A 23,813-nucleotide genomic window follows, 5' to 3' on the forward strand; every position below is an offset into this window, starting at 1 on the left:
GTTAAGGGTCGCACTGTGGCTGTAAGTCCGGCAAGCGGCGGAGCATCCGCTCGATGCGGCTGCAAGTAAGCTCGGTAGCCTTCCGCGGAACGGCACGTGATGGAATCCGGCACCATTGGCATTTCGCGCTCCGTCCAGGCATATGCTCCGGCCACGGGATGGTCCGCAGTGGGTCAAACTGTGACTTCGAGCGGAGGGAATAAAGGTCACCTTACCGCTTAAATGCGGAAGTTCGACCAACTTCAGCTTCGTGCCAATTGCAAACCTTCACCTCAGTCTTGCTGGGGCGTGCTGGCAAAGTTGTCCATGCTGATTCGCTTGGTCAGTGGCAGCTCGATCGTGCAGTGAAGGCCGTCTGGCTCAAACGCCTGCACGGTCTTGGCCTTCAGCTCATAGGTGAGGGTTCGCTCCAGAAGATATGCGCCGAAGCCCTGCTGTCTTTGCTTGGCTACCGGCTCTCCCATACCACTCTCTTTCCACTCGAAGACGAGCCGGGGCGCTTCTCCGCCGTTCTGGACCTGCCAAGTGATCCGGATGCGCCCGTGCGGTCGCGAAAGGGAGCCGTACTTCAGGGCGTTCGTCGCCAGCTCGTGAACCGCGAGCCCGAAGGTCTCGGCAGCCTTGGGCTGCAACCGCACCGAGGGACCGACCATCCGCACCTGCTCGCCCTCGTGCGCCGCGCACGCGAGAAGCTCGTCGGCCACAAGCTGGGTGAGATCCAGGCCCGCACCGGGATCGCGGGCCACCGCGGTTTGCACGCGGGCGAACGCGTTGATGCGCCCGTCGAGGTGCATGGCGTAGTCCTCCACGGACTTGCTCGTCTGTGCCGTGCGCCGGATGATGGAGCGGATCACGGACAGCGTGTTGCGCACTCGATGCTGCAATTCGGCCAGAAGCAGCTTGGCCCGCCCTTCGCTCTCCCGCAGCGACTGCGTCAGCAACTGTGCGGCGATCGCATCACTTGCCTGGCGGGCATAGATGTCGGTGAACCTGAGTTCGCGTTCTGACAAGCGGTGTGGCTGGCGGAAATGGGTCGAGAGCATCCCCAGCGGTGTGCCGGCGGGCGTGAACAGCGGCGTCGACTGGACGGCCCGGTAGCCAGCCTCGCGGGCCGCCGTCAGACTGGCAGCATAAGCGGGCTCCTGCTCGACATCCTCGATCATCACCCGCTCCTGGCGGGCCAGCGCCATGCCGCAGGCCGAGCCCTCCTCGGAGCTGACTTCGGCAAAGCGGTCGAGAAACGGCTCCTGGAAGCCGCGCTGGACGGCCAGGCGCAGCGTCCGGGTCTTCTCGTCATAGAGCTGGATGTTGCCGAAGTCGGCCCCGTGCAGTTCGATTGTGGCGTCCAGGATTGCATCGAGCACCACCTGGAGTCCGGCCCCGTCGACCACTTGCCGGCTCACGTCGTGCAGCCGTGTCATCGCCTTGAGCTCGGCCGCGAGCGCCTGTTCGACCTGCTTGCGGGCGGTGATGTCGAGCACGAACTCGAAGATGGTGCCATCCGGCAGCAACTTCGCCGCGAACAGCCCGCACCAGCGCGAGCCATCCTTGCGCAGATACTCCTTCTCGTACGGCGTGGTCTGGCCGGTCGTTTTCAGCTCCGCAACGGCCTTCTCGGAAGCCTCCATCCATTCCGGCGGGGTGAGCTCCTGCCAAGTGAGACGCCCCGCCTCCAGGTCCGCGCGGCTATAGCCACCCATCGCCAGGAACGCGTTGTTCGCATCGATGATCCGGCCCTCCAGGTCGAGGTAGATGACGCCGACCGTTTCGATCTCCAGTGCCGCCCGCAGGCGCGCCTCGCTTTTCTGCACGCTTTCGTGAGCATCGGCGAGCGCACGGGTGCGTTCCTGAACCCGCTGCTCCAGCGCCTCGCGCCCGGTCTTGGCCTCATGCAGCGCAGTGGTCATCTGGTGGGCCGCCGCGGCAAAGCGGGCGAGGCTTTGCAGCAGGCGGGCATCTTCCGCATCGAACCGCCCGTCGGGCGTGTGCTGGATGGCCCAGAGCGCGCCGACGGCCTCTCCCTTCACGTGCCAAGGGGCCACTAAGCTCTCGAAGATGCGTGGCTCCGCGTCTCGCAATCCTGGGAAGAACCGGGCTGCTTCCCGGAACAGGAGCATGCTGTCACGGGCGATGACCACTCCGCAGAGGTTGGCCTCCCGCGGGACGGTCCCGCCGAGATAGCCCGCGAGTCCGCCGACAATCGCCTGCCAGCGAAACAGGCCGTTCTCCCCGCCGGGTTCGAGAAGGCTGATGCCGGCGGAGTCTGCATGGCACAGTTCCATCGCGAGCTCGGCGCACTTCTGGAATACGCCGCCCGGGTTGATGGCCGTCTCCTGTGCCAGGGCCGCCAGCGCCTTGGCCTCGGCCGCGTGGTCCGGCGGCCGGGACGGCCGGCGGGCCAGTTCCGCCGTAACGAGGACATCATCGACTGCTTCCGCAAGGCCATTTGGGTCGTCAGCGGTGGTCATGCTGACCTCCTTATTGGCGAGCAGGCCCTCGAAGAAGAGAGGTGTCTCGCCCTATGGTTGCGGGCCGCCGAATAGGTCATCCGTTGCCCGGAGGGGCGCCGCCGCACTGTCCAAAGCTCTCCCAGCCTCGCTGAGATGCAGGTAGTTGGGCTTGAACAGGGACGCCCTCATCAGCGCCTCCAGATCCGGGATTGTCAGAGCTTTGCCCTTGAGCACGATGAGATCGGCGGCCCTCAGGTCCCGGAGCATGCGGTTGACATGCACCGTCGAGAGCCCGATCGCCTCGCCCAAATCAGCCTGGGTGACCGACAATTCGCAGCTATCGCCGTTTGTCAGGCCGACGCCTCTCAAGCGCAGGAACAGCTCGCACAGGAGGTGACCCAGTCGTTCGAAAGCGGTGCGTTGGCCCAGGTTCACCGCCCATTCGCGCTCGATCGATGCATCGACCAGGGTCCCCCACCACAGTGCTTGGGCGATACAAAGATGGTTGAGCGTGAGATCCTCGAATACGGGCTGCGGGATCTCGGCCATCCGCACCGCCGTGAGGGTGCCAACCGAATGGTCCATCTCGCGCAGGATGAAGATGTTCTGGTCGTATAGGTCGCCCGGGACCAGAAAGGCCATGATGGAGCGCCGCCCGTCCTCGAGTTCCTTGTAGCGGCAAGCCCAGCCCGAGAGGATCACGTTGATCTGGGTGGGCTCGTCGCCCTCGCGAATGATATCTTCGCGAGGCCTGAGCACCCGGATGCGCTCTGCTGTAATCTGCTCCAGTATACGTTTGTCCTCGGCTGAGAGCCTTCTGAACTGCTCCAATTTGCAGATGAGAGGGTTGGCCATGGCGGCCCCCACGATGTGGACCTGATAGACTAACGCGCCGCGATCCAAACAGACGCACTTTGTGCTATGCTCTTGGTGCGCTGGCTCGTCGACCTCCATCTGACAGACGCCCATCGGGCAAGGAGGGGTCCCTCATGGTAGGCGCCCTTCCCCAGCAGGGCCTGACGGGATGCCGCGTTCTCATCGTCGAGGATGAATCCTTCCTTGCCGACGATCTCGCCCAGGCCGTGGCCGAGCTCGGGGCCGAGGTAATCGGCCCGGTGCCGACCCGCGACGAGGCGTTGGCCCTTCTGGCCACGGGGGCCAAGATCGACCTAGCGGTGCTCGACATCAATTTGGAGAACGAAGCCGTCTTTCCTGTCGCGGATGTTTTGACCGCGCAGGGGGTGCCGTTCCTGTTCGCGACTGGCTACAGCCCGGCCTCGTTGCCCGCTCAGTATCAGCATGTGTCCTGGTGGGTGAAGCCGTTCGACCCGCAGACTCTCGCGCACGCTTTGTCGAAGCTCATGCGCAATCGGTGAGCTTGGCTCAGGGTCAGAGTGCTGCGCGTGCACTACAGTTACTGGATTAAAAGGCTACTCGAGCAAGAGGCTCAAATTGAGCGTGGTATGGCGTCGGCTGCCTGTCTGCCATGAAGTGCTTGGATGATCGGCTGTGGGTCATAATAGGCTCTTGCAGGGCGCACCCGAAGGTCCGCTTCCGAACCACCTGCGGATGCTGAATTCATGTCAGCCACCGCGTGTGGACCAAAGACACACGAACACAATAGCGGTTGGCTGGACCCGAAACCGGAGCACCGCAACAGTTGCTACCTATTGGCTGCCTGGAGTTCCGGACCGCATCCGCGATCGGCACTAACTCTTTGATTTCATGGTGGGTGTACAAAGACTCGAACCTTGGACCCGCTGATTAAGAGTAAGCGACGCAAGAATAACGCGCCTGACCGATTCCTATCAGTGTTCGCTGCCATTCCCTTGTGGATCACAGGCTTTTTGTGATTTCCGGCTCTCAGTCTCGCCCATACGATATCAGCCTATAACGGGCTCCTTTCGTAACCTGAGCGTAACCTGAGACCATGCCAAAACTCCGCCTCACCGCAGCGGCTGTTGACCGCTTCCAGCCACCCGCCAAGGGACAAGTCGAGTACTACGATGCTCACCTGCCCGCATTCGGACTCCGAGTATCATACTCCGGCGCAAAGGCTTGGTTCGTGATGACACGGATCAACGGGAAGCTCACACGCCTCACTCTAGGACGCTACCCTGCCCTATCGCTTGCTGAGGCTCGCGAAAAGGCGCGGCAGGTAATCGAGAACGCGAAAGCTGGGGGCGACCCCCGCCGTCTTGAGGCTGAAGAGCGGCGGCGCAAGGCCAAAGAGCAACAGACCACCTTTCGGGGAACCGCCGCTCTTTTCATGGAGCGCTATGTCGAACGGGAACTGCGGCCCAACACCGCTCGGGAGTATCGCCGCATCCTGCAGGGCTCAGACACTGCTGCATGGCGTGACCGCCCAATTAGCTCGATTAGCAAAGATGACGTGGTGGACCTGTTACATCGGATCGAGGAGCGCGGTTCGCCGGCCGCCGCAAACCGCGCTCTGGCCTACCTCGGCAAGTTTTTCAACTGGTCGCTCGAGCAGGATCTAATCACGGTAAGCCCGACCGCGAAAGTCCGCGCGCTGTCGTCCGGTAAATCCCGAGAGCGGGTACTCACACCAGAGGAGCTTGCTTGGTTGTGGTGCACACTTAACGGCTACCCAGGGTTGTTCGGAGGACTGTTCAAAGTTCTGCTACTTACCGGCCAGCGTCGGAGTGAGGTCGCTGGCATGCGCTGGGATGAGTTGCGGAGCCTCAATACGAGCGAGGCTGTCTGGCATCTTCCTCCGGAGCGCACGAAAAATGCTCAGTCGCATCTCGTTCCACTTGCACCTGCTGTGCGGACCATTCTACAGATGCTGCCGCGCACCGGACCTCTAGTGTTCTCGACAACGAGCAAAACCGCGGTTTCGGGGTTCAGCAAGGCCAAACGCCAACTCGATCTCCGAATCGCGCAACTCCGATCCGACGAACATCTGGCTTCTCTCTTACCATGGACGCTGCACGACCTGCGTCGAACAATGGTAACAACAATGAACGAGCGCCTCAGCGTGCCTCCGCACGTGGTCGAGGCAGTGGTAAATCATATTAGCGGTCCAGCAAAGCGCGGCGTAGCGGGCGTGTACAATCGAGCGATTTACCTGAACGAGCGTAGAAATGCCCTGAACCACTGGGCAGACTACGTTACACGACTAGTGTGCGACAATCACGCTAGCGACAGTATGGCGCTACAGTTTGCACAAGGGTTGGCCCAACAAGAACAAATACCTTCCCGCCCAGCACGACTGATTGCCGCTATGCCTGAAGTTCATCTCCAGAGCTAGAAAATGACAACCAGAAAAAGGGATGGAGGATGCTTTGCAGCTTTGAAGCGACAATGGGAGTGCAGCGGGCTGAGGGGACCAAGCGTGCTTCATCCTCGAATCCAGCACCACACGACTAGCTCTGAATTCCTCAAAGAGCTTGGTTTCCTTCATGAACTTACTAAGGACGAGCGTTTTATGGACACTGTCCGTGCTGTTGCTGAGTATGGATTGATCGATGAGGACGGAAATTGGCGCCGCGATCCAGCAACAAACGTCTTACCTCCTCCTGAGTTCCAACAACTCAAGGACCGTATATTCTTCATGGTGCAGTCCGCAATTCGGAGAGGCATGAGCTTGCGAATGGCTTGCGCTGAATGCGTTGTCAAACAGCGCATTTCCGGCCACAGCTTCGAGGCAGTTTGCAAGGACGTAGAGCGGATTTACAGGACATACGTGGAGGCTGGCGAAACGCTGATCAGCGTGGGTTCCCGGATCATGTCTCGCGTAGAAGACAACTGGCCAGATCAATTACCAGACAGCTACGTGGCGTGGCGACGATCCGGTGGCTCGCTTCCATGATGACGAGTGGTATTAATGATCTTTACGAAAGCGGTGTAACATCGGGCGATGTCAATCCTCGTGAGGTGAGCGCGATGGGTGGCAACGTTTGGCGACTCTCGCAGTTGAGCCGGAGCAGATGGAGGAGCGTCGCCTGGCGGCCGCGCGGCTGTTGCGGCCAGGACGGCTCTCGCAACCCGAGATCGCCCGGCAGCTGGGGGTCAGCCGCGCCAGTGTCTGCCGCTGGTCCAGCAGGGCCGGCGCGGCCTGAAGGTCCAGCCCATCCCGGGACGAACGCCGCGGCTCGATGAGAAGGCCTGGGCCCGGCTGGGGCGGCTCCTGGACCGCGGCGCGGTGGCGGCCGGTTTTGCCAGCGAGCGCTGGACCCTGAAGCGCATTGCGGCCCTGATTAAGCGCGAGTTCGGAGTGCGTTATCATCCGCGCTACCTGGAGCGGCCCCTCAAGGCGCATGGCCTCTCGGTGCAGCGTCCCGCCACAAGGGCCCAGGAACGCGACGAACTCGTGATCGCGGTCTGGCCCAAGCGGGACTGGGTTGCTTTGAAAAGAAGGCGCGGCGGGAGCACCGGACTCTGCTCCTCTGGGACGAGACCGGCCACAGCTTCCGGATCCGGCCGGGCACGACTTGGGCGCGGCGCGGCCTGACCCCGGTGCTCCGGCGCGTGAGCCAGCGGCGGGCGGTCTCGAGTGTGGTGGTGGTCACGCCGGATGGGCGGCTTTACGCTCGCCACTTCCGCGCCAGCCTCTCGAGCGACGCCGTAATCTCGACCCTGCGCTATTTCCACCGCCGGATCGGCACGCCGCTGCTGGTGGTCTGGGACTGGCTCAACGCGCGCCGCTCGCAGGCGACAAGCGCCTTCGTGGCTTCACACGCGCAAGACTATGCGGTGGCCTACCTGCCGGCCTATGCCCCGGAGCTCAATCCCGAGGAGCAGTGCAATGCGCTCGTCAAGCGGGCCCTGGAGAACGCTCTGCCCCAGTCCGTCGCCGACCTGCATCGTCTGGCGCGCCGCGAGTTCGTCCGCCTGCAGAGCCAACCCGAGATGATCACCAGCTTCTTTCACCACGCAGTCCTCTCCGTCACAGGGCTTCCGTGACGATCAGTAGCAGGATGAAAGGATCGACCTCGTTCCAAACCAGGTTGAGCGCATTGCTCGGGCAGAGAGACTAAAATGAAAGGAGGCGTGAGGGGACTCTGAGAGATCACCGCACTATAAGATATGCCTTATTGCGACGTCATCCGCAGTCCACCATGATCTGTTCCACGCGCCGTAGACTCAAAACGTGAATGCCGCTAAGCGAGCGGCTCGTCGTTCGCGCCCTTTTGACTGTGTGAGCTTTAAGACGGGCAGAAGCTCGTCGGGTGATTTCCATCCATCGCAGTCTGAGCATGCAGTCGATACACAGGACCGCCCGACTGCTGGCACGGTGTGACGTTAGGCCAGTCGGCTGAGAGAGTTTCGCCTGGCACATTTCTGAGGACATCCCAACGGTAACTACTCCGCCGTTACTCATCGGGGTTAGTAGAGGTCAAAATCAGTTCTTTCTGCTGGTCTCCTCGTCATCAGGATCAGCTGGATCGTCGCTGTCAAGCAGGATCGATTGGACAATCCGTCGGAGGCACTTGTCCAACGACAGCATGCGATAGCGTGTTTATTCAAGTGGTCACTTGTGACGAACACGGGTGACGATATGAGCAAGATCGAACGCTATCTGTCCCGCCGCGGGGTCAGGCAACGCTACGGCATTTCGAACATGACGCTCTGGCGATGGGAGCGCGACCCACGCTTGAACTTCCCGAAGGCAATCGAGATCAATGGTCGGAAGTACTTCGCTGAGTACTTAATCGATATTTGGGAGCGCGAGCGTGCCCTTGCCGCTGCCAGCCGGGAGGCAGCGCAATGAATAAGACGGCCTGCAGGCCCTCCGACGAGTCGAAGCCCAACAGCCGATGCGTCTCTCGCGCAATGCGCATGCTCACCAGACATGAGCTTGCGGAGCGCTGGGGTTGCTCCGAAAGAACCATCGACCGTGTGATCGCTTCTGGTGATCTGCGGGCCCACCGAATTGGCCGGTCTATTCGCATTGCAGAGGAGGACGCCGAGGTTTTCCTCGCCCGCCGGCGCATCCGGTGACCCGTGAAAGGTGTCGTGGATTGTCGTGTCCCGGCAGTCACTTGCGCGGTATCGGGAAGACTCACTCCCTGAAAACGTTCCAGTTTTTGCATGGTAGCCTTCCCGAATGTCGCCTCCTGTCCGCTCCTGTCTTCCCGAGACCAGTGCGGACCTTCCCGAACCCCATCCAAGCCTCACCATGAACGCTCCCGTACCCGCCAAAACCTACCAGAACCCCTTCGCCTCGCCTGACGTGCCAACTCTGGCCGACGTCGCAGATCGCATCCCTACCACCTCCCTTTCTGCCACGCGCAAACGGGACTGCCACTCGGCGATCAAGCGCTTCTCTGAACTGGTTCAGAAGCCTGCGTCGGCCATTCCGGCCGACCCGGCATCGCTCGGCGCGGAACTCGAGGCTGCCAGTCCAGCCCTCGCGACGCTCTCGTTAAAGACCCGCGCGAACATGCGCTCCAGCTTGCTCACAGCCGTCGAGGCGAGTGGCCTGTGCCGTGTTCTCAGGACCGGCCGGATCCCTCTCCTGCTCGCATGGGAAGAGCTCCTCCGAACGGTTCCCGACAAGCGCATCCGCAATGGCCTCAGCCGGGCGGTCCGGTTCTGGAGCCTGAACGGGATCACGCCCGCGCAGGTCGACCTTGCTGCACTTGAGGCATACTCCGAGGCTCTTCGCGCGAGCCTGTATGCCCGCAAGGCACCCACCCTCATTCGCGATACCGCGACACTCTGGAACCGGATTGTCGAGGCGCAGCCCGACCGCAACCTCACCGAACTCGTCGTGAAAAGCCGGCGGGCTCCCTCCCAGAGGATCGATCTCGCCACCCTGCCCGCGAGCTTTCTGGCAGACCTCGAGGCTCACCTCACCTGGGCCTCCGGTCGGGATCTCTTCGCGGCAGATGCACGCGCGAAGCCTCTGGCCGCGAGCACACTGAACCTTCGACGCCAGCAGATCCAGACGATCGTCACCGCCCTCGTGGCAACAGGCACGCCGCCCGAGGCGATCACCTCGCTCGCGGCCCTTGTGACGCCGGACGCGGTCCGCGCAGTTCTGCGCCACCGGCATCAATGGGCCGGCAATGTCGCGAATGCCTCCAACGAAGGGCTCGCCAAGACACTCGTGAGCATCGCGCGGGAGTGGATGAAGGTCGATCCCGCGACTCTGGCCGAGATCAAGCGGCTTCAGTCGAAGCTCCCGAAGATCCGGGCGGGGCTCACGGAGAAGAACAAAGTGCTTTTGCGGCACTTCGACGACCCGGACGCCCTCCCCCGCCTCTACAGTCTCCCGGCGGCGATCCTCAGCAGGCTCAACCGGTCTGCCGCCTCTCTGACCACACTGGCGCAGTATCAGGTGGCCCTTGCGATCGCCCTTCTGCTCTATGTCCCGCTGCGGATCGCCAATCTCGCCGCCCTCGAACTCGATGCCACCGTGTTCCTGCCGGCTCAGGAAGACCAGGAGAGCAGGCTCGAGATCCCGGCACACCGGACCAAGAACCGGCAGCCCTACTCGGTCATGCTGCCCGCAGCCGTGACGCGAATGCTGCGGATGTATGACCGGGCCTTCCTCCAGCCCCTTGGCACCAAGCTGATCTTCGACAACGGGCGCCACGCGGCGAAAGAGGAGAGAACGCTGTCGTGGCTGATCGAGCGCACGATCCGGCGCCACATGGGCTTCAAGATGACCGCGCACCAGTTCCGGCATCTGGCCGCGAAGGTGATCCTCGACGAAGACCCTGGAGCTTACCCGCTCGTCTCGCAACACCTCGGGCACACGAACCTCAAGACCGCGATGGCGTTCTACGCCGAGCTGAACACACGGCGCGCGGCCCGCCACCATGCGAAGCTCCTCGAGGCCGCCATCGCCCGTGCCCAGGCAAGCCTACCCCTCTGTCGGAAAGGTCGCTCCATGAAGCAGCCACCACAGGGTGGCCGTGTCTCCCACAACAAGCCAGGGAGGCCTTGATGACTGAGCAACCCTGGATGTGGCCAACACCCATCCGCCGTCCAAATACCCGTCAGCGCGTTTCTCTCCGGCTCGAGGATTGGCCAGAGGTCGACCGAATGCGCTGGGAGGAGGCGACGCGGCCGGCCGATCTGTTCGATGAGCCCGCCTCGGCAAGCCACCTGAAGCCCCGAACGCGCAAGACCCTGATCGACGGCTATGGGCGCTGGCTCGGGTATCTCACGGCAACTGACCCCACCCTCCTCGATCTCCCGCCGGGGGAGCGCGTCACTCGCGAGCGGATCGAGGCGTTTTGCCGAGCGCTCGCGGAGACCAACACAGCAAAGTCCGGCGCTGCGATCCTCTTCCGGGTGCGACAGGTGCTTTTGCGATTGGCCCCAGAGGTCGACTGGAGCTGGCTGCACACGATTGCAAAGCGGATCGATGCTGCTGCACAACCACGCTCCAAAGCGGCAAACCTGCGGATGAGCGATGAGCTCTATCAGCTCGGGTTCGATCTCATGGACGAGGCTGCTGAGGCCGCGCCCGAGCCGAAGAAGGTGCGAACCAAAGATGCGATCACGTATCGTGACGGACTCATGATTGCGCTGCTCGCGGCCGATCCAGTCCGCCGCAGCAACTTTGCGGCTCTCACGCTCGAACGCACTCTGGTGCGATCAGGCACCGCGTGGACGATCGTCCTCTCCGAGGCCGAGACAAAGGGCGGGCGTCCTCTCGAGTATCCTGTGCCTTCGAAGATTGGTAAGCGGATCGACCAGTATCTCCGGCGATACCGCCCTGTGATCTACCGCAGCCAATCGCACCAGGGTGTCTGGGCCTCAGCCAAGGGCTGCCCAATGAATGGCGGTGCAATCTACGATGCGATCTGCCGGCGCACGCGGGCTGCATTCGGAAAGCCGGTCTGGCTGCACCTCTTCCGATCGGCTGCGGCAACCTTCTGGAGTGTGGAGTGCCCCGAGGCTGTGCTCGGGTCAAAAGATCTGCTCGGGCACCAACGGTTTGGGACAACCGATGCCCACTACATTCATGCACGCACCATCCAGGCAGGACGACACTATACGAAGATCCTCGAGGCGAAAGTGGAGGCCGCAAGGCTATCACATTCAACTGCTCCAAACTTCCGGGTGAGCCGGACTAGCAAGTCATTCATCTCCAAACCTAGAGGAGTCCGACAGCAGGTGTGATATCGCCAAAGTGGTTGATGGCGCGCTCATGGAAGCTAAAGAGCTTGGCTCCCCCAACAGGCTACTGCGTCGACTGCCACGCATAACCAGGGCAGACCAATTCCGGTGCTGCTTATCGCTGTCTGCGGGGTGTCTCGGGATTGTCTTGAGAGCCTTCAGCCGTGTCTCGTTGCACCACCGCGCAACTCCGGATGGTGGCACAGTCGGACAGCAAAATGCGCAGTGTATCTCTCAACTTAACGCCACCGCTAGTAGGATAGATAACTCAGCTGATGACCAGCCACGAAGATGACTCAAGGGTTGTCTCGGCACTGTCTTGATGTTGCCTTCCTGTATCGCAGATTGATTAGGAGGAATGACGCTTATCGCTAAACTGGAAATGTGTCTCTCACTACCTGAACTCGGCGGCGAAGATCACATCACCGTCGTGAGTTCGTGAGATGGGCCTGAGTCGCTCGGGCGCGTGCGTAGAGCATATCGGCGGCCTCCTGCTTTGCCTTGGCATCCGCATGGATCGTCGCGGTGTCGCCAAAGGGGACGCAGAGCAGGCCATCGTCATCGCCGAGGATCAGGTCGCCGGGTTCAACGACTATCCCATCAATGGCGATTGGGACGTTGATTTCGCTCAGTCCGTCCTTGTAGGGGCCACGGTGCGTCACGCCGGCCGCGAAGAGCGGGAACCGGTTGGCCCGAATCGCGCCGTAATCGTGTTCCGCGCCGTTGATCACGATCCCCGCCAGGCCAATCTTCTCAGCGTGTGTGAGAATGAGTTTGCCGATGATGGCGTTGGTCAGATCCCCTCCGGCATCGACGACAATGACGTCGCCTGGTTCCGCTATCTGTAGAGCCTTGTGCACCATGAGGTTGTCACCAAGGTGGGTCTTCACAATCAACGCAGGGCCGGCGAGAACACCGCCGGAATGGAGCGGGCGCAGCCGCGCGCCGACGGCAATTCTACCCTCACGGCCAGCGACTTCCTTCTCTGATCGCCGGTCATGTATTCCCGGCGCTCCAACACGGAGCCGATGCACTGCGGCCGGCCTGATGATCGGCTGGAGCCACCTCGGCGGAAGAACCGGCAACATCGCCGCCAATCTTTGACCGAGGCGGAAGTGAATAGGTCATGCGCTACGCACCCGGGCGGCTGGCCGCCACCTCAACCGTCACGTGCGTATCCGCACCGACGCTACACTTCCTCCACCCCAATCTAACTTCCCCCATTCTCGCGGCGAGAGACGCTCGTCGCCTCGCGGAGGGCTGGACTTGGGCGTTACGGTCAAGAGCATCACGGCGAAGTGGTCAAAGTGGGAGATCAGCTGGCCCTGGTGGAAATACAGAACCTCTACAATCCAGTTGCCAGTCACGTATGAAATTGAGCTCGCGGAAGGGAGCTCGTGGAGTGATTGCGTTGTCGGACAAGAGAAGAAGGGCAGCCTCCGGTTTGGAAAAAATCCCAGCCAAAATGATGTGTTCTCGGACTGGACCAAAGATGCCCCTCCCGGCGAGAATTTGTGGTGGGATGGAGCTAAGTTCGGGAGCGCGGGATTTGGCGAAAAAAATTGGTTTGGCAATGGAGCCACTTTTAAGGATGCACCTGGCTTTCACGACGCGCCAGAGAGTTGGGGTTCGCTCTATTATGGCGATGCAAAGGGCGGTGCGGATTACTTCGGCTTTCGATTTTTCATCAAAGATAAGAAGACAATGACTACGCTTGGGCAAATCGAGTGGTACATGCGCATTGATGTGGCAGTGCCTGGGAACGGCGGCTCTTGGTGGTCTTACGAAGCCCCGCCCCCGTAATTCTGCCACGCGCAATGCACCGGCGTCGCGCGTGGCGCGGGCGGCGCCACGTCGGTGACAGTAGCGTCAGCCCGGGCTGCTTCTGACGGCATTCCGCGCGGGCACCAACGTTCCTGGCCCTTGACTCTATCCGGCTTTCCGGGAGAACGGCCACCAGCTGCGCTTGGTCCGCGCCGGCATGGTGAGCCGCTCGACCTGCGCCGCCCATCAGTCCCGTTCCTGCCGCAGGTCCTCGAGCCGTTTCCTCTCGATCTCGAGCACGGCCTCCAGGACCGCCAGGCCAACCGCTCGGGTGACGGCTACACGCGCGGCTCGATCTTCAAGCCGGTGCCGCTTATTCGGGCGTCGTCTGGGCCGATGCTCACAACTGCCGGGCTCAGTTCGACATCGAAGATCAGTTACGTCCGTGGCCGTGGCGTTGCCCGGACGAAGAGCATTTGACGAATAATCTCTTGCTCTACGCTTGGATCGGATCAACGGATCGGCAAGGTGTGCTGGAAGGCTTATGGGAGGGTGATCTGCCGATCGGTGGGGCTTGGACACGCTACTGGCGCAGGCCGCACCGCTAAGATGCGCCTTGGGGTCATTTCTCCTGGTCTGTCCTCTGAGAAGTGGTCCTCCCTGATGTATGGCTTTGGGCCGAATGGAAGACGGACAGATGAGCAAGAAGAGACACACGGCAGAAGAGATTGTCGCCAAGTTGCGGCAGGTGGATGTTCTGACGGCACAGGGTCGGACAGTTGCCGAAGCGATCCGCTCAATCGGCGTGACGGAGGTCAGCTCCGGGACGAATTGCTGAAGGGCGAGATCTTCTCTGACCCGCCCCCGTAGAGTGGTCCGGTTGGAAGGTTAGTGGAGTGATGGCCGCAACGCCAGCGCGGGCGGCGGTGCTGGTTGGGGTTGCTGAGCCGCCCGCGCGGACAGGGCGGGCACGAAGACCTCCGGGGCCGGCGGCTTGTACCCGAGGGATCCGTGGGGCCTCAGGGTGTTGTCATGACGGCGCCAGCTTTCGATCACGATCTGCGCCTCCTTGAGTGAGTAGAAGATTTCGCCGTCGAGCAGCTCGTCCCGAAGCCGGGCATTGAAGCTCTCGATGAACCCGTTCTCCCACGGGCTGCCTGGCGCGATATACGCCGTCTTCGTCCCAACGGCGGTGATCCAGTCCTGGACGATCTTCGCGACGAACTCCGGACCATTGTCTGATCGAATGTGCTCGGGCACGCCGCGCAGGATGAACAGATCCGACAGAACATCGATCACATCAACCGCCTTGAGCTGCCTCTGAACCCTGATGGCCAGGCACTCGTGCGTGAACTCGTCGATCACGTTCAACATCCGGTACTTCCTCCCGTCATGGGTGCGATCCTCCACAAAATCGTAGCTCCAGACATGGTTAGGCCTTTCCGCTCGCAGCCGGATGCAGGATCCGTCGGCAAGCCAGAGCCGACCTTTCTTCGGTTGCTTCTCGGGCACTTTCAGCCCCTCCCGTCGCCAGATCCGTTCGACCCGCTTGTCGTTCACGACCCATCCGGCTGTCGAGCGCAGGAGTTCTGCGATCTTGCGGTAGCCATAACGACCATACTGGCGGGCGAGTGCGATGATGTCGGCGGTGAGCCGCTCCTCATCGTCTCGCCCGCGCGGAACATGTCTTTGCGTCGAGCGATGCTGTCCAAGCGCCCGGCAGACCCGCCGTTCAGACAGCTTCAGTTGGGATCGCACATGATCAATGCAGGCACGGCGACGGGCGGGGCTCAGAAGTTTCCCGAGGCGGCCTCCTTCAGGATCAGCTTGTCCAGCGTCAGATCGGCCACCGCGCGCCGCAGCCGGGCATTCTCCGCCTCGAGATCCTTCAGGCGCTTGACCTGATCCGACTTCAGCCCGCCGAACTCCTGGCGCCAGCGATAATAGGTCACTTCCGTCACGCCGATGGCGCGCACCGCATCGGCGACGGATTGGCCCTGTGAGACCATCACATCGACCTGGCGCAACTTGGCGACGATCTCTTCCGGCTTGTGACGCTTCTTGGGCATTTCGGTCCTCCTGTCTGCCTCAAGACATACTTCAGGGTGGACCAGCTCAATGGGGGTGGATCAGCAGGATCTGCGAACTACCCAAGAGCGAGACTGCCGAAAGGAGCGAGTTCGATAAGGCGCTTGAGCAGCGCAGCGAACGGCTCCCCCGCCACATGGAGGGCTGGAGTTATTCGAGTGAGTTTCCCGTCGCCAGAGATGGTATGCCACTGAAGTGGTTATCACGTACGCTGTAGACATGTCGGGTGAGAGCTGCTTCCGCACGTACCGCATCGCGTGCACGCAGTGCAGCAACAATCTCCAGATGTTCTGATTGATACTTCGCACGCCGCTCCGGCGTCATGCTTCGATGTTTAAGGTCACCCCATTCCGCACAATCACGCGCGGCGGTAATTCTATCATATAGATCTACAATGAGTCTGTTATGACTGGCGTCGGCGATGACCTTGTGCAGTGCCGCGTCCCACCGCTCGAACTCCTCGGCGGTCTCTGCACGCTCGGCCTCACGGTTGCACTCCTCCATACGCGCAAAGTCGGCAGCGGTAGCATTGGTGACTACCAGCAGAACAATGCGTGGCTCTAGAACTAGGCGGGCAGCCATAACCTCAGCAGGGCTAATATCTCGCAGAACATCGTCGCCTTGAGGCATAGATGCATGACCAGGCGCGGCGACATAAGTGCCGCTCCCGATCACACGTACTACACGCTTCTGGGCTTCGAAAACGGAAAGCGCATCGCGAACCGCGCTACGGGGAACTCGCAGAGCTTCGGCTAGCGCACGTTCGGTCGGAAGCTTCGAGCCAGCCTTATATGCGCCGGACGAAATTGCCCGATCGATGAACTCATGAACAGCCGCAGTAGGCTTCTGCGCGGCCTTCGATGCCATTTCGAAAGTTCTCCCTTAACCGCTAATGGTTAGCCAATCTGACTGGATTGTCAATTCTGCTCGTACTCGTCACCTACAGTGGCTCCCTTGTCTCCGGGGTTGACTCGGCAGATCCGAAATGGTCAAGATTGGTCGCAAATTGGTCAACCAAAAAAGGATCACGGAATGAAATTTGCGACCTACGAATACAGAGGTGAGGTACGAGTCGGTCTCGTTCAAGAGCTAGAGAATCGGATTTTGCCCGTTCCGGTCCCCGATATGCTTTCACTGATCTCATGCTACGACGATCTGAAGAGCTCGATCGGTAACAACTTTGACCCAATTCCACTCGACGGTGTACGCCTGCTTGCTCCGATCCCGAGGCCTCGGAACAACATCATCTGCGTAGGAAAAAACTACCGTGCCCACGCAAAGGAATTTGCGCAGAGCGGCTATGAGGCAAACGCAAAGAAGGGTGCTGAAATCGACGAGTACCCCGCGGTTTTCACTAAGAGACCGCAAAGCGTGATTGGCCCGGGAGTAACTATCGAACTGCATCCCGGCGTTACCAGCGAAGTCGACTACGAAGTTGAACTCACAATTGTAATCGGAAAGAGCGGCCGCAACATACTACGAGCCGATGCACTCAAACATATCTGGGGCTATACAATTATCAACGACGTCACGGCCCGCGACCGTCAAAAGAATCACAAGCAATGGTACCTGGGCAAGAGCCTGGATACCTTCTGTCCCATGGGGCCCTGGATCGTAACCGCCGATGAAATCGATCCAGAGAACGTGCAGGTCAAGACCTGGGTGAATGACGAGCTTCGTCAAGACGCCAATACGCGTGATTTAATCTTCGATATTCCGGGGCTGATCGAGACGATTTCTGCGGGCGCGACGCTCGAAGCGGGTGACCTAATCGCCACCGGCACGCCCGAAGGTGTCGGAATCGGCTTCAGACCTCCGAAGTTTCTGAAAAAGGGCGATGTTGTCACCGTAGCGGCCGACGGAATCGGAGTCCTTGCAAACCCGTTTGGCTAACCACGCGCCTACGAATAACGTCTCTCAAAAATCACGTTTCACGTAAAGCAGTCAGTCACGTCGATCACAAAAGGAGAAAGATAATGGCTGAGCAAAGTATTCAACCGATCGAAGGGCGTGAGCATTGGACAACTAGTGGTGGCGAACGGCTTTTCATGTGGGAAAAGCGGGCACCGCGAGATGTCGTCAAAAGGGGTACATTGTTGTTCGTGCACGGTTCCTCAATGGCCTCGCAACCAACCTTCGATCTATATGTTGAGGGTCGCACAAACTCATCGGCCATGGACTGGTTCGCCGCGCATGGATTCGACACGTGGTGCTTTGATGCGCGTGGCTATGGCCGCTCCGCCAAACCCAAGGGTTTCGATGCCAGCATTTCCGACGGTGCCGAGGATATAAAGGCAGTCTCCGATTTCCTGCTGGAGAACGGTGGCGACCAACGCGTGTATATCTACGGCATCTCGTCGGGCGCCCTGAAAGCCGCATTGTTCGCAGAGCGATATCCGGACCGTGTCGCTCGACTTGCGCTGGATGCCTACGTATGGACAGGGAATGGCAGTCCCACTCTGGCCGACCGGCGAAGGAAGCTGCCTAATTTTCGATCGGGAGAGCGCCGACCGATTGACCACGCTTTTGTGCACTCAATCTTTAATCGCGATCACCCTGGCACTGCTGAAGAGCGCGTCGTCGATGCCTTTGCCGATGCCATTCTCTCGCTCGACGATTCCATGCCGAACGGTACTTACATCGACATGTGCAGTCATCTGCCGGTCAATGATCCCACTGCAATTTCGGCGCCCACGATCATCATGCGTGGCGAGTATGACGGCATCGCCAGCCTCGAAGATCTGCTTGCATTTTTCGAGAAACTACCGAATGCTGATAAGCAGTTTGTGATCATGCCCGGCATTTCGCATGCCTCATTCCAGCAGAAGAACTATATGCTGGTTTATCATATTCTGCACAGCTTCCTTACGCAGCCCGCGCCTGACTACCGCGGTGCCTAACATATTCGCGGGGCCAGGTATCTGCCTGGCCCCAGCAACGTCTAGACATCGTCACATATACCAGACGAATCCTCTGAAAAGGTAGTAGCAGGCAAGGGCAACCAGAATCTTGTTCGTCCACTCGAAGAAGCTGTCGTCGGTCAAGCGTGCTAAGACGATTCCGCCGAAGTGTGTTCCAATGACTGCGATGATCGGAGTTATAGCAATAAGAACAAAATCTATCTCGCCGGCTGCCGCCCACGCCAATGCCCCGAAGTAAATAATCTTCAAGAAGTGAAGAATGCTCTGCATCGCGGCTTTGGTAGCCACAATGCTGCGGCGGTCCATCCGTGAGCGTAGAAAGAACAAGTCTACAAACGTGCCACTGACTCCGGAAGTTAGCTGCAGTGCGGTCGCAATGACACCACACGCAAAGGCGGCTGACGGGTGCAGGATACTTGGGACTAAGCGAGGGGGCGCCGCTTGCATCGCTAGAGCGCCGGCACCCAGGAAAAGAAACACAATGCCCTCTGACGGGACATAACGCACGAACACGAACGGAACGGCGCATAGCAGGCAGCCCCAGAAGAAGAGGAGCGTGGACGTCGGTAGCAGGTGTTTGCGCCAGATGATGACGCGCGCAGCATTAGACGTGAGTTGGGCGACGCCGTGGACTAACATTGCCTCTGGAACCGGCATCACGTAGAGCAACCCGCCCATCAAAATAAGGCCGCCAGCAACTCCGAACATCCCGGAAATGAAACAGGAAAATAATATAAGGGGCGCGACGATCGCAAAGGTCACCATCGGCTCTCTGTCTTTCTGCTGGCTGTCTTGGTTTTCTCGACGCATATAACCATTTTTGCGCCAATTTTGTCTAACCATAGGCAAGCCTTACCATCAAATCGATGCAAAATTGCCGGTGGAGCGCCTCTCCCGCAGATGAACATGGAAAAGTGTACTTGCTCAGGTAAGCGACGTTGACAGCGTCTTGAGCAAATGGTCAACATATCGCCGCCTTGGTAAACCATGGCGCTCAAATTGGCCGCAATGGCACGGGTCTGGATCGTGCTTCGGCCATGCAGGTAGGGAGGTGCAGAAATGGTGAGTAAAAGCAGGCGAGTGTTTCTGGGGGGGGTTGGCGCTGGGGCACTTTCTTCGCTCGTGGGGGGCGGCGGTCTCTTCGCTGCTAATGCTAGGTCTTACCCTTCGAAGAGCATCGAGTGGACGGTCATGTGGCCGGCAGGTGGTGGCGCCGACACAGCCACGCGCACGTTCACGCGGTACTTAGAGAAAGAGCTTGGTCAGACAATCGTTGTGAAGAACGTAGTCGGTGGCGGCGCTAGCATAGGCTACTCCACTGCAAAGGCTGCCAAGCCGGATGGATATAATCTTGTAACGATTCAGGGTGATCTTCCGAAGTTCGCCCCGATGAAGCTAGCTCCAATTGAAATCGATGACTTCGACATAATCGCGGGATTTGCCGTTCAATCGCCGATTATACTCGTGCGCGCAGACAGTCCTTGGAAAACGCTTCAGGATTTCATTGGGGATGCCAAGAACAATCCAGGAAAGCGCACGATTGGTGTATCCGACATCGGCGGTGTCCATCACCAGCCGGTTGTTCTTTGGAGCAAGCAGGCTGGCATCGAGTTGCGTGCAATTGCTCATGCGGGATCGCCGCAGATGAACGCCGCCATACTCGGCGGCCATATTGATGCGGTGAGCAGCTATATCAGGCCAGCTCTGCCCTATATACAGGAGGGTAAGGTGCGAGCTCTCGGCTATTTCGGCGAGGAGCGCGCGTCTGATCTTCCGGCGGTACCGACCTTCAAGGAATCAGGCTTCAGCGTGGTCTGGGATCAAGCCTACGGAATCGGCGGTCCCGCAGGGCTTCCGACTGAAGCGAAAGAGGCGCTTCGCAAGGCAACAGAGAAGGTTTGGACGATACCTGCATTCGAGCAGGAGCTGAATAAGCTCGGCCTCATTCTATACACTAGAACCGGTGCTGAACTTCGCGAGTCCTTAGTGCGTATGCAGGCCGGCATCGCCGAGGTACTGTCAATCCTGAACGCCACCGGCAAATAGGAATCTAGCTGCGTCCGGAGACCGCGGCAGAATGTAGAGCCACGTCCGGACCAGCACGAGGCGCGTCCATGCAATACGTTATACCTCTTGTCGCCGTAACCTTCGGTGCAGTCTTCTTTGTGCAGTCCTTCTCGTTTCCACATCTTATGGCAGACCCGGGTGGACCAGCGCTGTTTCCCCGAATTGTGGCGGCGGGCGCAGTGATCGGTGGAATGGCTCTCTTGGTTCAAGCATTCCTGCAGCGCGCTCCCGCGATTGCGCGTGCTGGAGTTCGATCCGAGTTCCGCTGGAGAGAACGATCAAGTGAAATCGCTATCTTTCTGCTCGTTCTTATTCTCCCGATAGGCGTCAACTACTTAGGATTCAACGCGTACCTGTTCATATTCATGGCAATAGGGCTGCGCATTTCGGGTATTGGCACCTCAAAATCGATAATAATATCTGCACTCTCTACCGTAGGCATTTACGTTGCCTACTCTAAAGTGCTCGGCGCTATTCTCCCGAGCGGAATTCTGTTCAGCTAGGAGTCGGCCTGTCATGGAATTCTTCGTCGAGGCAGTAGGAATCCTACTTTCGCCGATTAGCGTTATATTCCTGATCTCCGGCGTCGCCGCAGGCATTCTCGTCGGGGCAATTCCCGGACTTACATCGACTATCGCGATCGGTCTTCTTATCCCGTTCACGTTCGGCCTGACAAAGTACGACGCCTTTATCCTGCTGCTCGGCATTTACTGTGGATCCATGTATGGCGGCGCGATTCCCGCGGTCATGATGAACCTCCCAGGAACGCCAACGGCCGCTGTAACGGCGATCGACGGCTATCGCATGATGCGTAAAGGAGAAGGCGCGCGTGCGCTCAGTATCTCCTTAATTGCATCGGTTGCCGGCGGTCTCATCAGTTGCGTATTCCTCATTTTCCTATCTTTGCAGCTTGCGCCGGTAGCGACTGCGTTTGCGGCGCCTGAATACTTTGCACTATGCGTGTTCGCTCTTGTCGTTGTCCTGTCGATGACGTCTTCTTCGGTACTGAAGGGCTTTCTGGCGACCTGCGCAGGGCTCCTTGTAACCGCGATCGGTATCGATCCAGTGACGCCGTTCCCGCGCTACACATTCGGCGTGCAGGAGTTAATGATCGGGGTCCCTGAGGTTCCAGCAACAATCGGGCTGTTCTGTGTAGCCGAAGCATTTCGACTAATTGGACCGCAGGATGGGGCCCTGTCACCACTTCAGCGTCTCAGATTGACCTATAGCGGTGCGATGCGAGATCTCGTGGCGCTTTGGCGTACAATCATTCGCTCAAGCGTGATCGGTACGGGTGTCGGTATCCTGCCGGGCACCGGAGCGATGGTCGCCTCACTCATCGCTTATGGTGAGGAGAAGCGTGTCAGCAAGAAGCCGGAAACGTTTGGCCAAGGTAGCCCGGAGGGCGTAGCGGCTAGCGAGGCTGCCAACAACGCTGTTACGGGCGGATGCTTGATCCCTATGATGACGCTGGGCATTCCTGGTGACACCAATACGCTCATGCTGCTAGGTGCAATGCTCGTTCACGGCCTTATTCCCGGGCCGGCGCTATTCCGCGAAGAGGTGACCTTGGTTCACGTCATCTTTATGACGATGATTCTCGCGAATTTGGTCATCTTGGTTCTCGGTGTCCAGTGTGCGTCTCTGTTTGCTCGCGTGACCGAGATCGACAAGCGCTATCTTGTTCCGGCGATTCTCGTGCTTTCCATCACCGGACCGGCCATTAGCGAGGGGCATATATACTACTTCTGGATCACGATTGTGTTCGGCTTCATTGGCTATATTATGGATCGGCAAGGCTACCCGGTGATTGCCTTCGCTATGGGCATAGTTCTCGGACCGATCTTGGAGCGTAACCTCAGAGCCGCGTTGATGCTGCCCGAAAGCACGTCGGAAATCTTCCTAATGAGACCGATCTGCGCAGGATTGTTCGCGGTTGCGGCAGCTGTGTTGATTTACTCGATTAAGAAGGAAATCCAGACTCGCCGCAAGACATCGGACGCCACCGTCCCCGATGCGAATCTCTCTTGATCCAATCACATAATGGAAATGAAGACATGTCGTTGAAGAGGTATGGTACGGTTAGGTACGGATCGGGAGATATCGTGCATACTCCTGTCGTACGTGCCGGGGACTGGATTTTCGGGACTGGTCTTCGTGCGACCGATGAGAAGGGCATACTTCGGGCAGATGTCGCGCGCGTCGGGCGGCCGCTGAGTAGCCCGCCTAAAGCTCAGCGCGAGGCGCAGTTCATTTTTGAGAGGGTAGAATGCCTGCTGAGCGAGGCAGGAGGTTCGCTTGGCCACATAGCTCGGATCGATCAATATTATCCACATTGGAAGTTCGTTGATCCGTACCATGTTGCCCGAAAAGAAGCACTAAAGGGCAAGGTGGCGCCGAGCACGTCTATCATTGTGGACGGCCTGCTCTGCACAGATTGCTCTATGGATATTCAGGTCATGGCGCCGGCGCTCGACTGCGGACTGACCGTCGAACCGGTGCGGCCGCCGAACATTACTGCTCCGAAGGGCTCGGAGTATGCACCTTGTGTTGCGGTTGGCGATCTCATCTTCGTGGCCGGGCAACTCGCGCGCGACTCAAGCGGTGACATCGCCCCGCAAGCCCAAGTACTCCAAGGTCAGCTCTGGCGGGGTACGCGGATCAAGCTTGAAACCGATTACCTTATTCAGCACCGCCTGATCCCGGCGCTCGAAGCGGCGGGCGGTAGCCTCGATACGATTCTGAAAGCCCAAGTCTATCTAAGTCGGGCAGAGGACCTGCCGGGCTTCCTGCAGGTATGGACACAGGCCTTCGGTGAGAGTGTTCCTCCAACGACGATTGTTCCAGTCCGTCATCCGGCCTTCGGGACCCAGGACGCTCGGCTCGAAGTAAATATCGTAGCGACTCACAATAGTGCTCGCTCTCGAATCCGCGATGTGCGGTGCTCGGTCGAGCTCCTGTGTCCGGGGATGATTCAGGCTCGCGTTTTCGATAATCTTGTATTCGTCGCGGGCCTCATGGCCATTGACGAAGCGGGCGTTGTACCGTCAGCCCAAATACCGCACAGCGCGCCCTATTTCTATGATGCTTCGCAGGCGCAGATGGCTGATATTCTCAGCAAGGCCGATATCATTCTTAACGCAGCGGGAAGTAGTCTCGACAAGGTCGTCCGCGCTCTACATTTCCAGGCAGAACTGATTTGCTTGCCAAGCGTCTATCGCGAATGGCGGAATGCAATCGGCGATGTCGGGCTGCCGTTCTCGGCGATCCAGGTGGATGCGAGTGCGTTCGTTCCGGGGGCGAATCTCATCGTTGACCTGTGGGCTTATGCATCGAGTTGATTGATCTAAGTATCGTAATAGGCTTTCCGGCTCAGGGTGGGGCCTAGCGGGTGGCTGTCCCTCAGAGTGATATTCCTGGA

The 23,813-nt window shown here is 59.5% G+C and carries 24 protein-coding genes and 2 pseudogenes; 20 read left to right on the forward strand and 6 right to left on the reverse strand.

Annotated elements, in window-relative coordinates; genetic code table 11:
- Nucleotides 1-272: 272 nt before the first annotated feature.
- On the reverse strand, nt 273-2,282 hold the full coding sequence (locus tag BN1233_RS34405) for a GAF domain-containing protein (RefSeq protein WP_425311772.1): 2,010 nt from the start codon (nt 2,280-2,282) through the stop codon (nt 273-275).
- Between BN1233_RS34405 and BN1233_RS51390 the strand changes: the two genes are divergently transcribed.
- Nucleotides 2,268-2,543 carry a hypothetical protein gene (locus tag BN1233_RS51390; RefSeq protein WP_425311774.1) on the forward strand — a complete coding sequence of 92 codons (276 nt, stop codon included), beginning with the start codon at nt 2,268-2,270 and terminating at the stop codon, nt 2,541-2,543. The genes BN1233_RS34405 and BN1233_RS51390 overlap by 15 nt on opposite strands.
- On the opposite strand, the gene BN1233_RS34410 is transcribed toward BN1233_RS51390, so the two are convergent.
- On the reverse strand, nt 2,520-3,305 hold the full coding sequence (locus BN1233_RS34410) for a Crp/Fnr family transcriptional regulator (protein WP_046868239.1): 786 nt from the start codon (nt 3,303-3,305) through the stop codon (nt 2,520-2,522). The genes BN1233_RS51390 and BN1233_RS34410 overlap by 24 nt on opposite strands.
- Nucleotides 3,306-3,439: 134 nt before the next feature.
- Between BN1233_RS34410 and BN1233_RS34415 the strand changes: the two genes are divergently transcribed.
- The 10 genes from BN1233_RS34415 to BN1233_RS34455 all read left to right on the forward strand — a co-directional run bounded on the left by BN1233_RS34415 (nt 3,440) and on the right by BN1233_RS34455 (nt 11,555).
- Complete coding sequence (locus BN1233_RS34415; RefSeq protein ID WP_046868130.1) at nt 3,440-3,826, forward strand: response regulator; 387 nt, start codon at nt 3,440-3,442, stop codon at nt 3,824-3,826.
- A gap of 554 nt (nt 3,827-4,380) precedes the next feature.
- On the forward strand, nt 4,381-5,724 hold the full coding sequence (locus BN1233_RS34420; RefSeq protein ID WP_048710734.1) for a tyrosine-type recombinase/integrase: 1,344 nt from the start codon (nt 4,381-4,383) through the stop codon (nt 5,722-5,724).
- A gap of 84 nt (nt 5,725-5,808) precedes the next feature.
- Nucleotides 5,809-6,285, forward strand: coding sequence for a hypothetical protein (locus BN1233_RS34425; protein WP_046868131.1), 477 nt, complete (start codon nt 5,809-5,811; stop codon nt 6,283-6,285).
- Between the two features lie 118 nt (nt 6,286-6,403).
- Complete coding sequence (locus BN1233_RS51395) at nt 6,404-6,535, forward strand: helix-turn-helix domain-containing protein (RefSeq protein WP_082145832.1); 132 nt, start codon at nt 6,404-6,406, stop codon at nt 6,533-6,535.
- Between the two features lie 83 nt (nt 6,536-6,618).
- Nucleotides 6,619-6,927 carry a helix-turn-helix domain-containing protein gene (locus BN1233_RS34430; RefSeq protein WP_048710738.1) on the forward strand — a complete coding sequence of 103 codons (309 nt, stop codon included), beginning with the start codon at nt 6,619-6,621 and terminating at the stop codon, nt 6,925-6,927.
- Nucleotides 6,891-7,379, forward strand: a complete 489-nt coding sequence (locus tag BN1233_RS34435; RefSeq protein WP_244471088.1) for a transposase — start codon at nt 6,891-6,893, stop codon at nt 7,377-7,379. Before BN1233_RS34430 ends, BN1233_RS34435 begins: the two co-directional genes overlap by 37 nt.
- 595 nt (nt 7,380-7,974) lie before the next feature.
- Nucleotides 7,975-8,187, forward strand: a complete 213-nt coding sequence (locus tag BN1233_RS34440; RefSeq protein WP_046868133.1) for a helix-turn-helix transcriptional regulator — start codon at nt 7,975-7,977, stop codon at nt 8,185-8,187.
- A gap of 68 nt (nt 8,188-8,255) precedes the next feature.
- On the forward strand, nt 8,256-8,417 hold the full coding sequence (locus BN1233_RS34445) for a helix-turn-helix domain-containing protein (RefSeq protein ID WP_244471089.1): 162 nt from the start codon (nt 8,256-8,258) through the stop codon (nt 8,415-8,417).
- 178 nt (nt 8,418-8,595) lie between these two features.
- Nucleotides 8,596-10,371 carry a site-specific integrase gene (locus BN1233_RS34450; RefSeq protein WP_048710742.1) on the forward strand — a complete coding sequence of 592 codons (1,776 nt, stop codon included), beginning with the start codon at nt 8,596-8,598 and terminating at the stop codon, nt 10,369-10,371.
- A complete protein-coding gene (locus tag BN1233_RS34455) occupies nt 10,371-11,555 on the forward strand; it encodes a tyrosine-type recombinase/integrase (protein WP_048710744.1) in 1,185 nt (394 codons plus the stop codon). The genes BN1233_RS34450 and BN1233_RS34455 overlap by 1 nt, the downstream gene beginning before the upstream one ends.
- 419 nt (nt 11,556-11,974) lie before the next feature.
- On the opposite strand, the pseudogene BN1233_RS50205 reads toward BN1233_RS34455, so the two are convergent.
- Nucleotides 11,975-12,505 (reverse strand): annotated as a pseudogene (locus BN1233_RS50205) (RraA family protein); the annotation flags it as partial.
- A 313-nt stretch (nt 12,506-12,818) separates the two neighbouring features.
- Here BN1233_RS50205 and BN1233_RS34465 point away from each other — a divergent pair.
- The 3 genes and pseudogenes from BN1233_RS34465 to BN1233_RS34475 form a co-directional block, all read left to right on the forward strand.
- On the forward strand, nt 12,819-13,355 hold the full coding sequence (locus BN1233_RS34465) for a hypothetical protein (protein ID WP_046868137.1): 537 nt from the start codon (nt 12,819-12,821) through the stop codon (nt 13,353-13,355).
- A 54-nt stretch (nt 13,356-13,409) separates the two neighbouring features.
- On the forward strand, nt 13,410-13,796 hold the full coding sequence (locus BN1233_RS34470; protein WP_147707716.1) for a hypothetical protein: 387 nt from the start codon (nt 13,410-13,412) through the stop codon (nt 13,794-13,796).
- Nucleotides 13,797-14,013: 217 nt separating this feature from the next.
- Nucleotides 14,014-14,136: pseudogene (locus tag BN1233_RS34475) on the forward strand (IS3 family transposase); the annotation flags it as partial.
- A 68-nt stretch (nt 14,137-14,204) separates the two neighbouring features.
- Here the strand turns inward: BN1233_RS34475 and BN1233_RS34480 are convergent.
- Together BN1233_RS34480 and BN1233_RS34490 are read right to left on the reverse strand one after the other, a co-directional pair.
- Nucleotides 14,205-15,385 (reverse strand): IS3 family transposase gene (locus BN1233_RS34480; protein ID WP_147707717.1). Its coding sequence is split into 2 segments (ribosomal slippage): nt 14,205-15,121 and nt 15,121-15,385, totalling 1,182 coding nucleotides; the frame shifts between segments, so codons are not numbered across the junction.
- Nucleotides 15,386-15,554: 169 nt separating this feature from the next.
- Nucleotides 15,555-16,271, reverse strand: a complete 717-nt coding sequence (locus tag BN1233_RS34490) for a FadR/GntR family transcriptional regulator (protein WP_046868141.1) — start codon at nt 16,269-16,271, stop codon at nt 15,555-15,557.
- Nucleotides 16,272-16,436: 165 nt separating this feature from the next.
- Between BN1233_RS34490 and BN1233_RS34495 the strand changes: the two genes are divergently transcribed.
- Nucleotides 16,437-17,297, forward strand: coding sequence for a fumarylacetoacetate hydrolase family protein (locus BN1233_RS34495; protein ID WP_046868142.1), 861 nt, complete (start codon nt 16,437-16,439; stop codon nt 17,295-17,297).
- Nucleotides 17,298-17,380: 83 nt separating this feature from the next.
- Nucleotides 17,381-18,304, forward strand: a complete 924-nt coding sequence (locus tag BN1233_RS34500; protein WP_046868143.1) for an alpha/beta hydrolase — start codon at nt 17,381-17,383, stop codon at nt 18,302-18,304.
- Nucleotides 18,305-18,355: 51 nt separating this feature from the next.
- Here BN1233_RS34500 and BN1233_RS34505 read toward each other — a convergent pair whose 3' ends face one another.
- Complete coding sequence (locus BN1233_RS34505; RefSeq protein ID WP_187144446.1) at nt 18,356-19,090, reverse strand: TSUP family transporter; 735 nt, start codon at nt 19,088-19,090, stop codon at nt 18,356-18,358.
- A gap of 426 nt (nt 19,091-19,516) precedes the next feature.
- On the opposite strand from BN1233_RS34505, the gene BN1233_RS34510 reads away from it, so the two are divergent.
- The 4 genes from BN1233_RS34510 (at nt 19,517) to BN1233_RS34530 (ending at nt 23,733) form a co-directional block, all read left to right on the forward strand.
- The gene (locus BN1233_RS34510) at nt 19,517-20,371 is read left to right on the forward strand and encodes a tripartite tricarboxylate transporter substrate binding protein (protein ID WP_048710746.1); all 855 of its coding nucleotides are present in this window, start codon (nt 19,517-19,519) and stop codon (nt 20,369-20,371) included.
- A gap of 68 nt (nt 20,372-20,439) precedes the next feature.
- Nucleotides 20,440-20,895: a tripartite tricarboxylate transporter TctB family protein gene (locus BN1233_RS34515; protein WP_046868146.1), complete on the forward strand. Its 456-nt coding sequence runs from the start codon at nt 20,440-20,442 to the stop codon at nt 20,893-20,895.
- Nucleotides 20,896-20,908: 13 nt separating this feature from the next.
- Nucleotides 20,909-22,423, forward strand: a complete 1,515-nt coding sequence (locus BN1233_RS34520) for a tripartite tricarboxylate transporter permease (RefSeq protein ID WP_046868147.1) — start codon at nt 20,909-20,911, stop codon at nt 22,421-22,423.
- Nucleotides 22,424-22,497: 74 nt separating this feature from the next.
- Nucleotides 22,498-23,733, forward strand: a complete 1,236-nt coding sequence (locus BN1233_RS34530) for a RidA family protein (RefSeq protein ID WP_187144447.1) — start codon at nt 22,498-22,500, stop codon at nt 23,731-23,733.
- Nucleotides 23,734-23,813: the final 80 nt, after the last annotated feature.

It is taken from the genome of Microvirga massiliensis (assembly GCF_001006805.1).
Taxonomy (GTDB): domain Bacteria; phylum Pseudomonadota; class Alphaproteobacteria; order Rhizobiales; family Beijerinckiaceae; genus Microvirga; species Microvirga massiliensis.

Coding starts and splice junctions, on each gene's coding strand:
- BN1233_RS51390 (WP_425311774.1), top strand. CDS start 2,268: ATGGCACAGTTCCATCGCGAGCTCGGCGCACTTCTGGAATACGCCGCC.
- BN1233_RS34405 (WP_425311772.1), bottom strand. CDS start 2,282: ATGGAACTGTGCCATGCAGACTCCGCCGGCATCAGCCTTCTCGAACCC.
- BN1233_RS34410 (WP_046868239.1), bottom strand. CDS start 3,305: ATGGCCAACCCTCTCATCTGCAAATTGGAGCAGTTCAGAAGGCTCTCA.
- BN1233_RS34415 (WP_046868130.1), top strand. CDS start 3,440: ATGGTAGGCGCCCTTCCCCAGCAGGGCCTGACGGGATGCCGCGTTCTC.
- BN1233_RS34420 (WP_048710734.1), top strand. CDS start 4,381: ATGCCAAAACTCCGCCTCACCGCAGCGGCTGTTGACCGCTTCCAGCCA.
- BN1233_RS51395 (WP_082145832.1), top strand. CDS start 6,404: ATGGAGGAGCGTCGCCTGGCGGCCGCGCGGCTGTTGCGGCCAGGACGG.
- BN1233_RS34440 (WP_046868133.1), top strand. CDS start 7,975: ATGAGCAAGATCGAACGCTATCTGTCCCGCCGCGGGGTCAGGCAACGC.
- BN1233_RS34445 (WP_244471089.1), top strand. CDS start 8,256: ATGCTCACCAGACATGAGCTTGCGGAGCGCTGGGGTTGCTCCGAAAGA.
- BN1233_RS34450 (WP_048710742.1), top strand. CDS start 8,596: ATGAACGCTCCCGTACCCGCCAAAACCTACCAGAACCCCTTCGCCTCG.
- BN1233_RS34455 (WP_048710744.1), top strand. CDS start 10,371: ATGACTGAGCAACCCTGGATGTGGCCAACACCCATCCGCCGTCCAAAT.
- BN1233_RS34490 (WP_046868141.1), bottom strand. CDS start 16,271: ATGGCATCGAAGGCCGCGCAGAAGCCTACTGCGGCTGTTCATGAGTTC.
- BN1233_RS34495 (WP_046868142.1), top strand. CDS start 16,437: ATGAAATTTGCGACCTACGAATACAGAGGTGAGGTACGAGTCGGTCTC.
- BN1233_RS34500 (WP_046868143.1), top strand. CDS start 17,381: ATGGCTGAGCAAAGTATTCAACCGATCGAAGGGCGTGAGCATTGGACA.
- BN1233_RS34505 (WP_187144446.1), bottom strand. CDS start 19,090: ATGGTGACCTTTGCGATCGTCGCGCCCCTTATATTATTTTCCTGTTTC.
- BN1233_RS34510 (WP_048710746.1), top strand. CDS start 19,517: ATGTGGCCGGCAGGTGGTGGCGCCGACACAGCCACGCGCACGTTCACG.
- BN1233_RS34515 (WP_046868146.1), top strand. CDS start 20,440: ATGCAATACGTTATACCTCTTGTCGCCGTAACCTTCGGTGCAGTCTTC.
- BN1233_RS34520 (WP_046868147.1), top strand. CDS start 20,909: ATGGAATTCTTCGTCGAGGCAGTAGGAATCCTACTTTCGCCGATTAGC.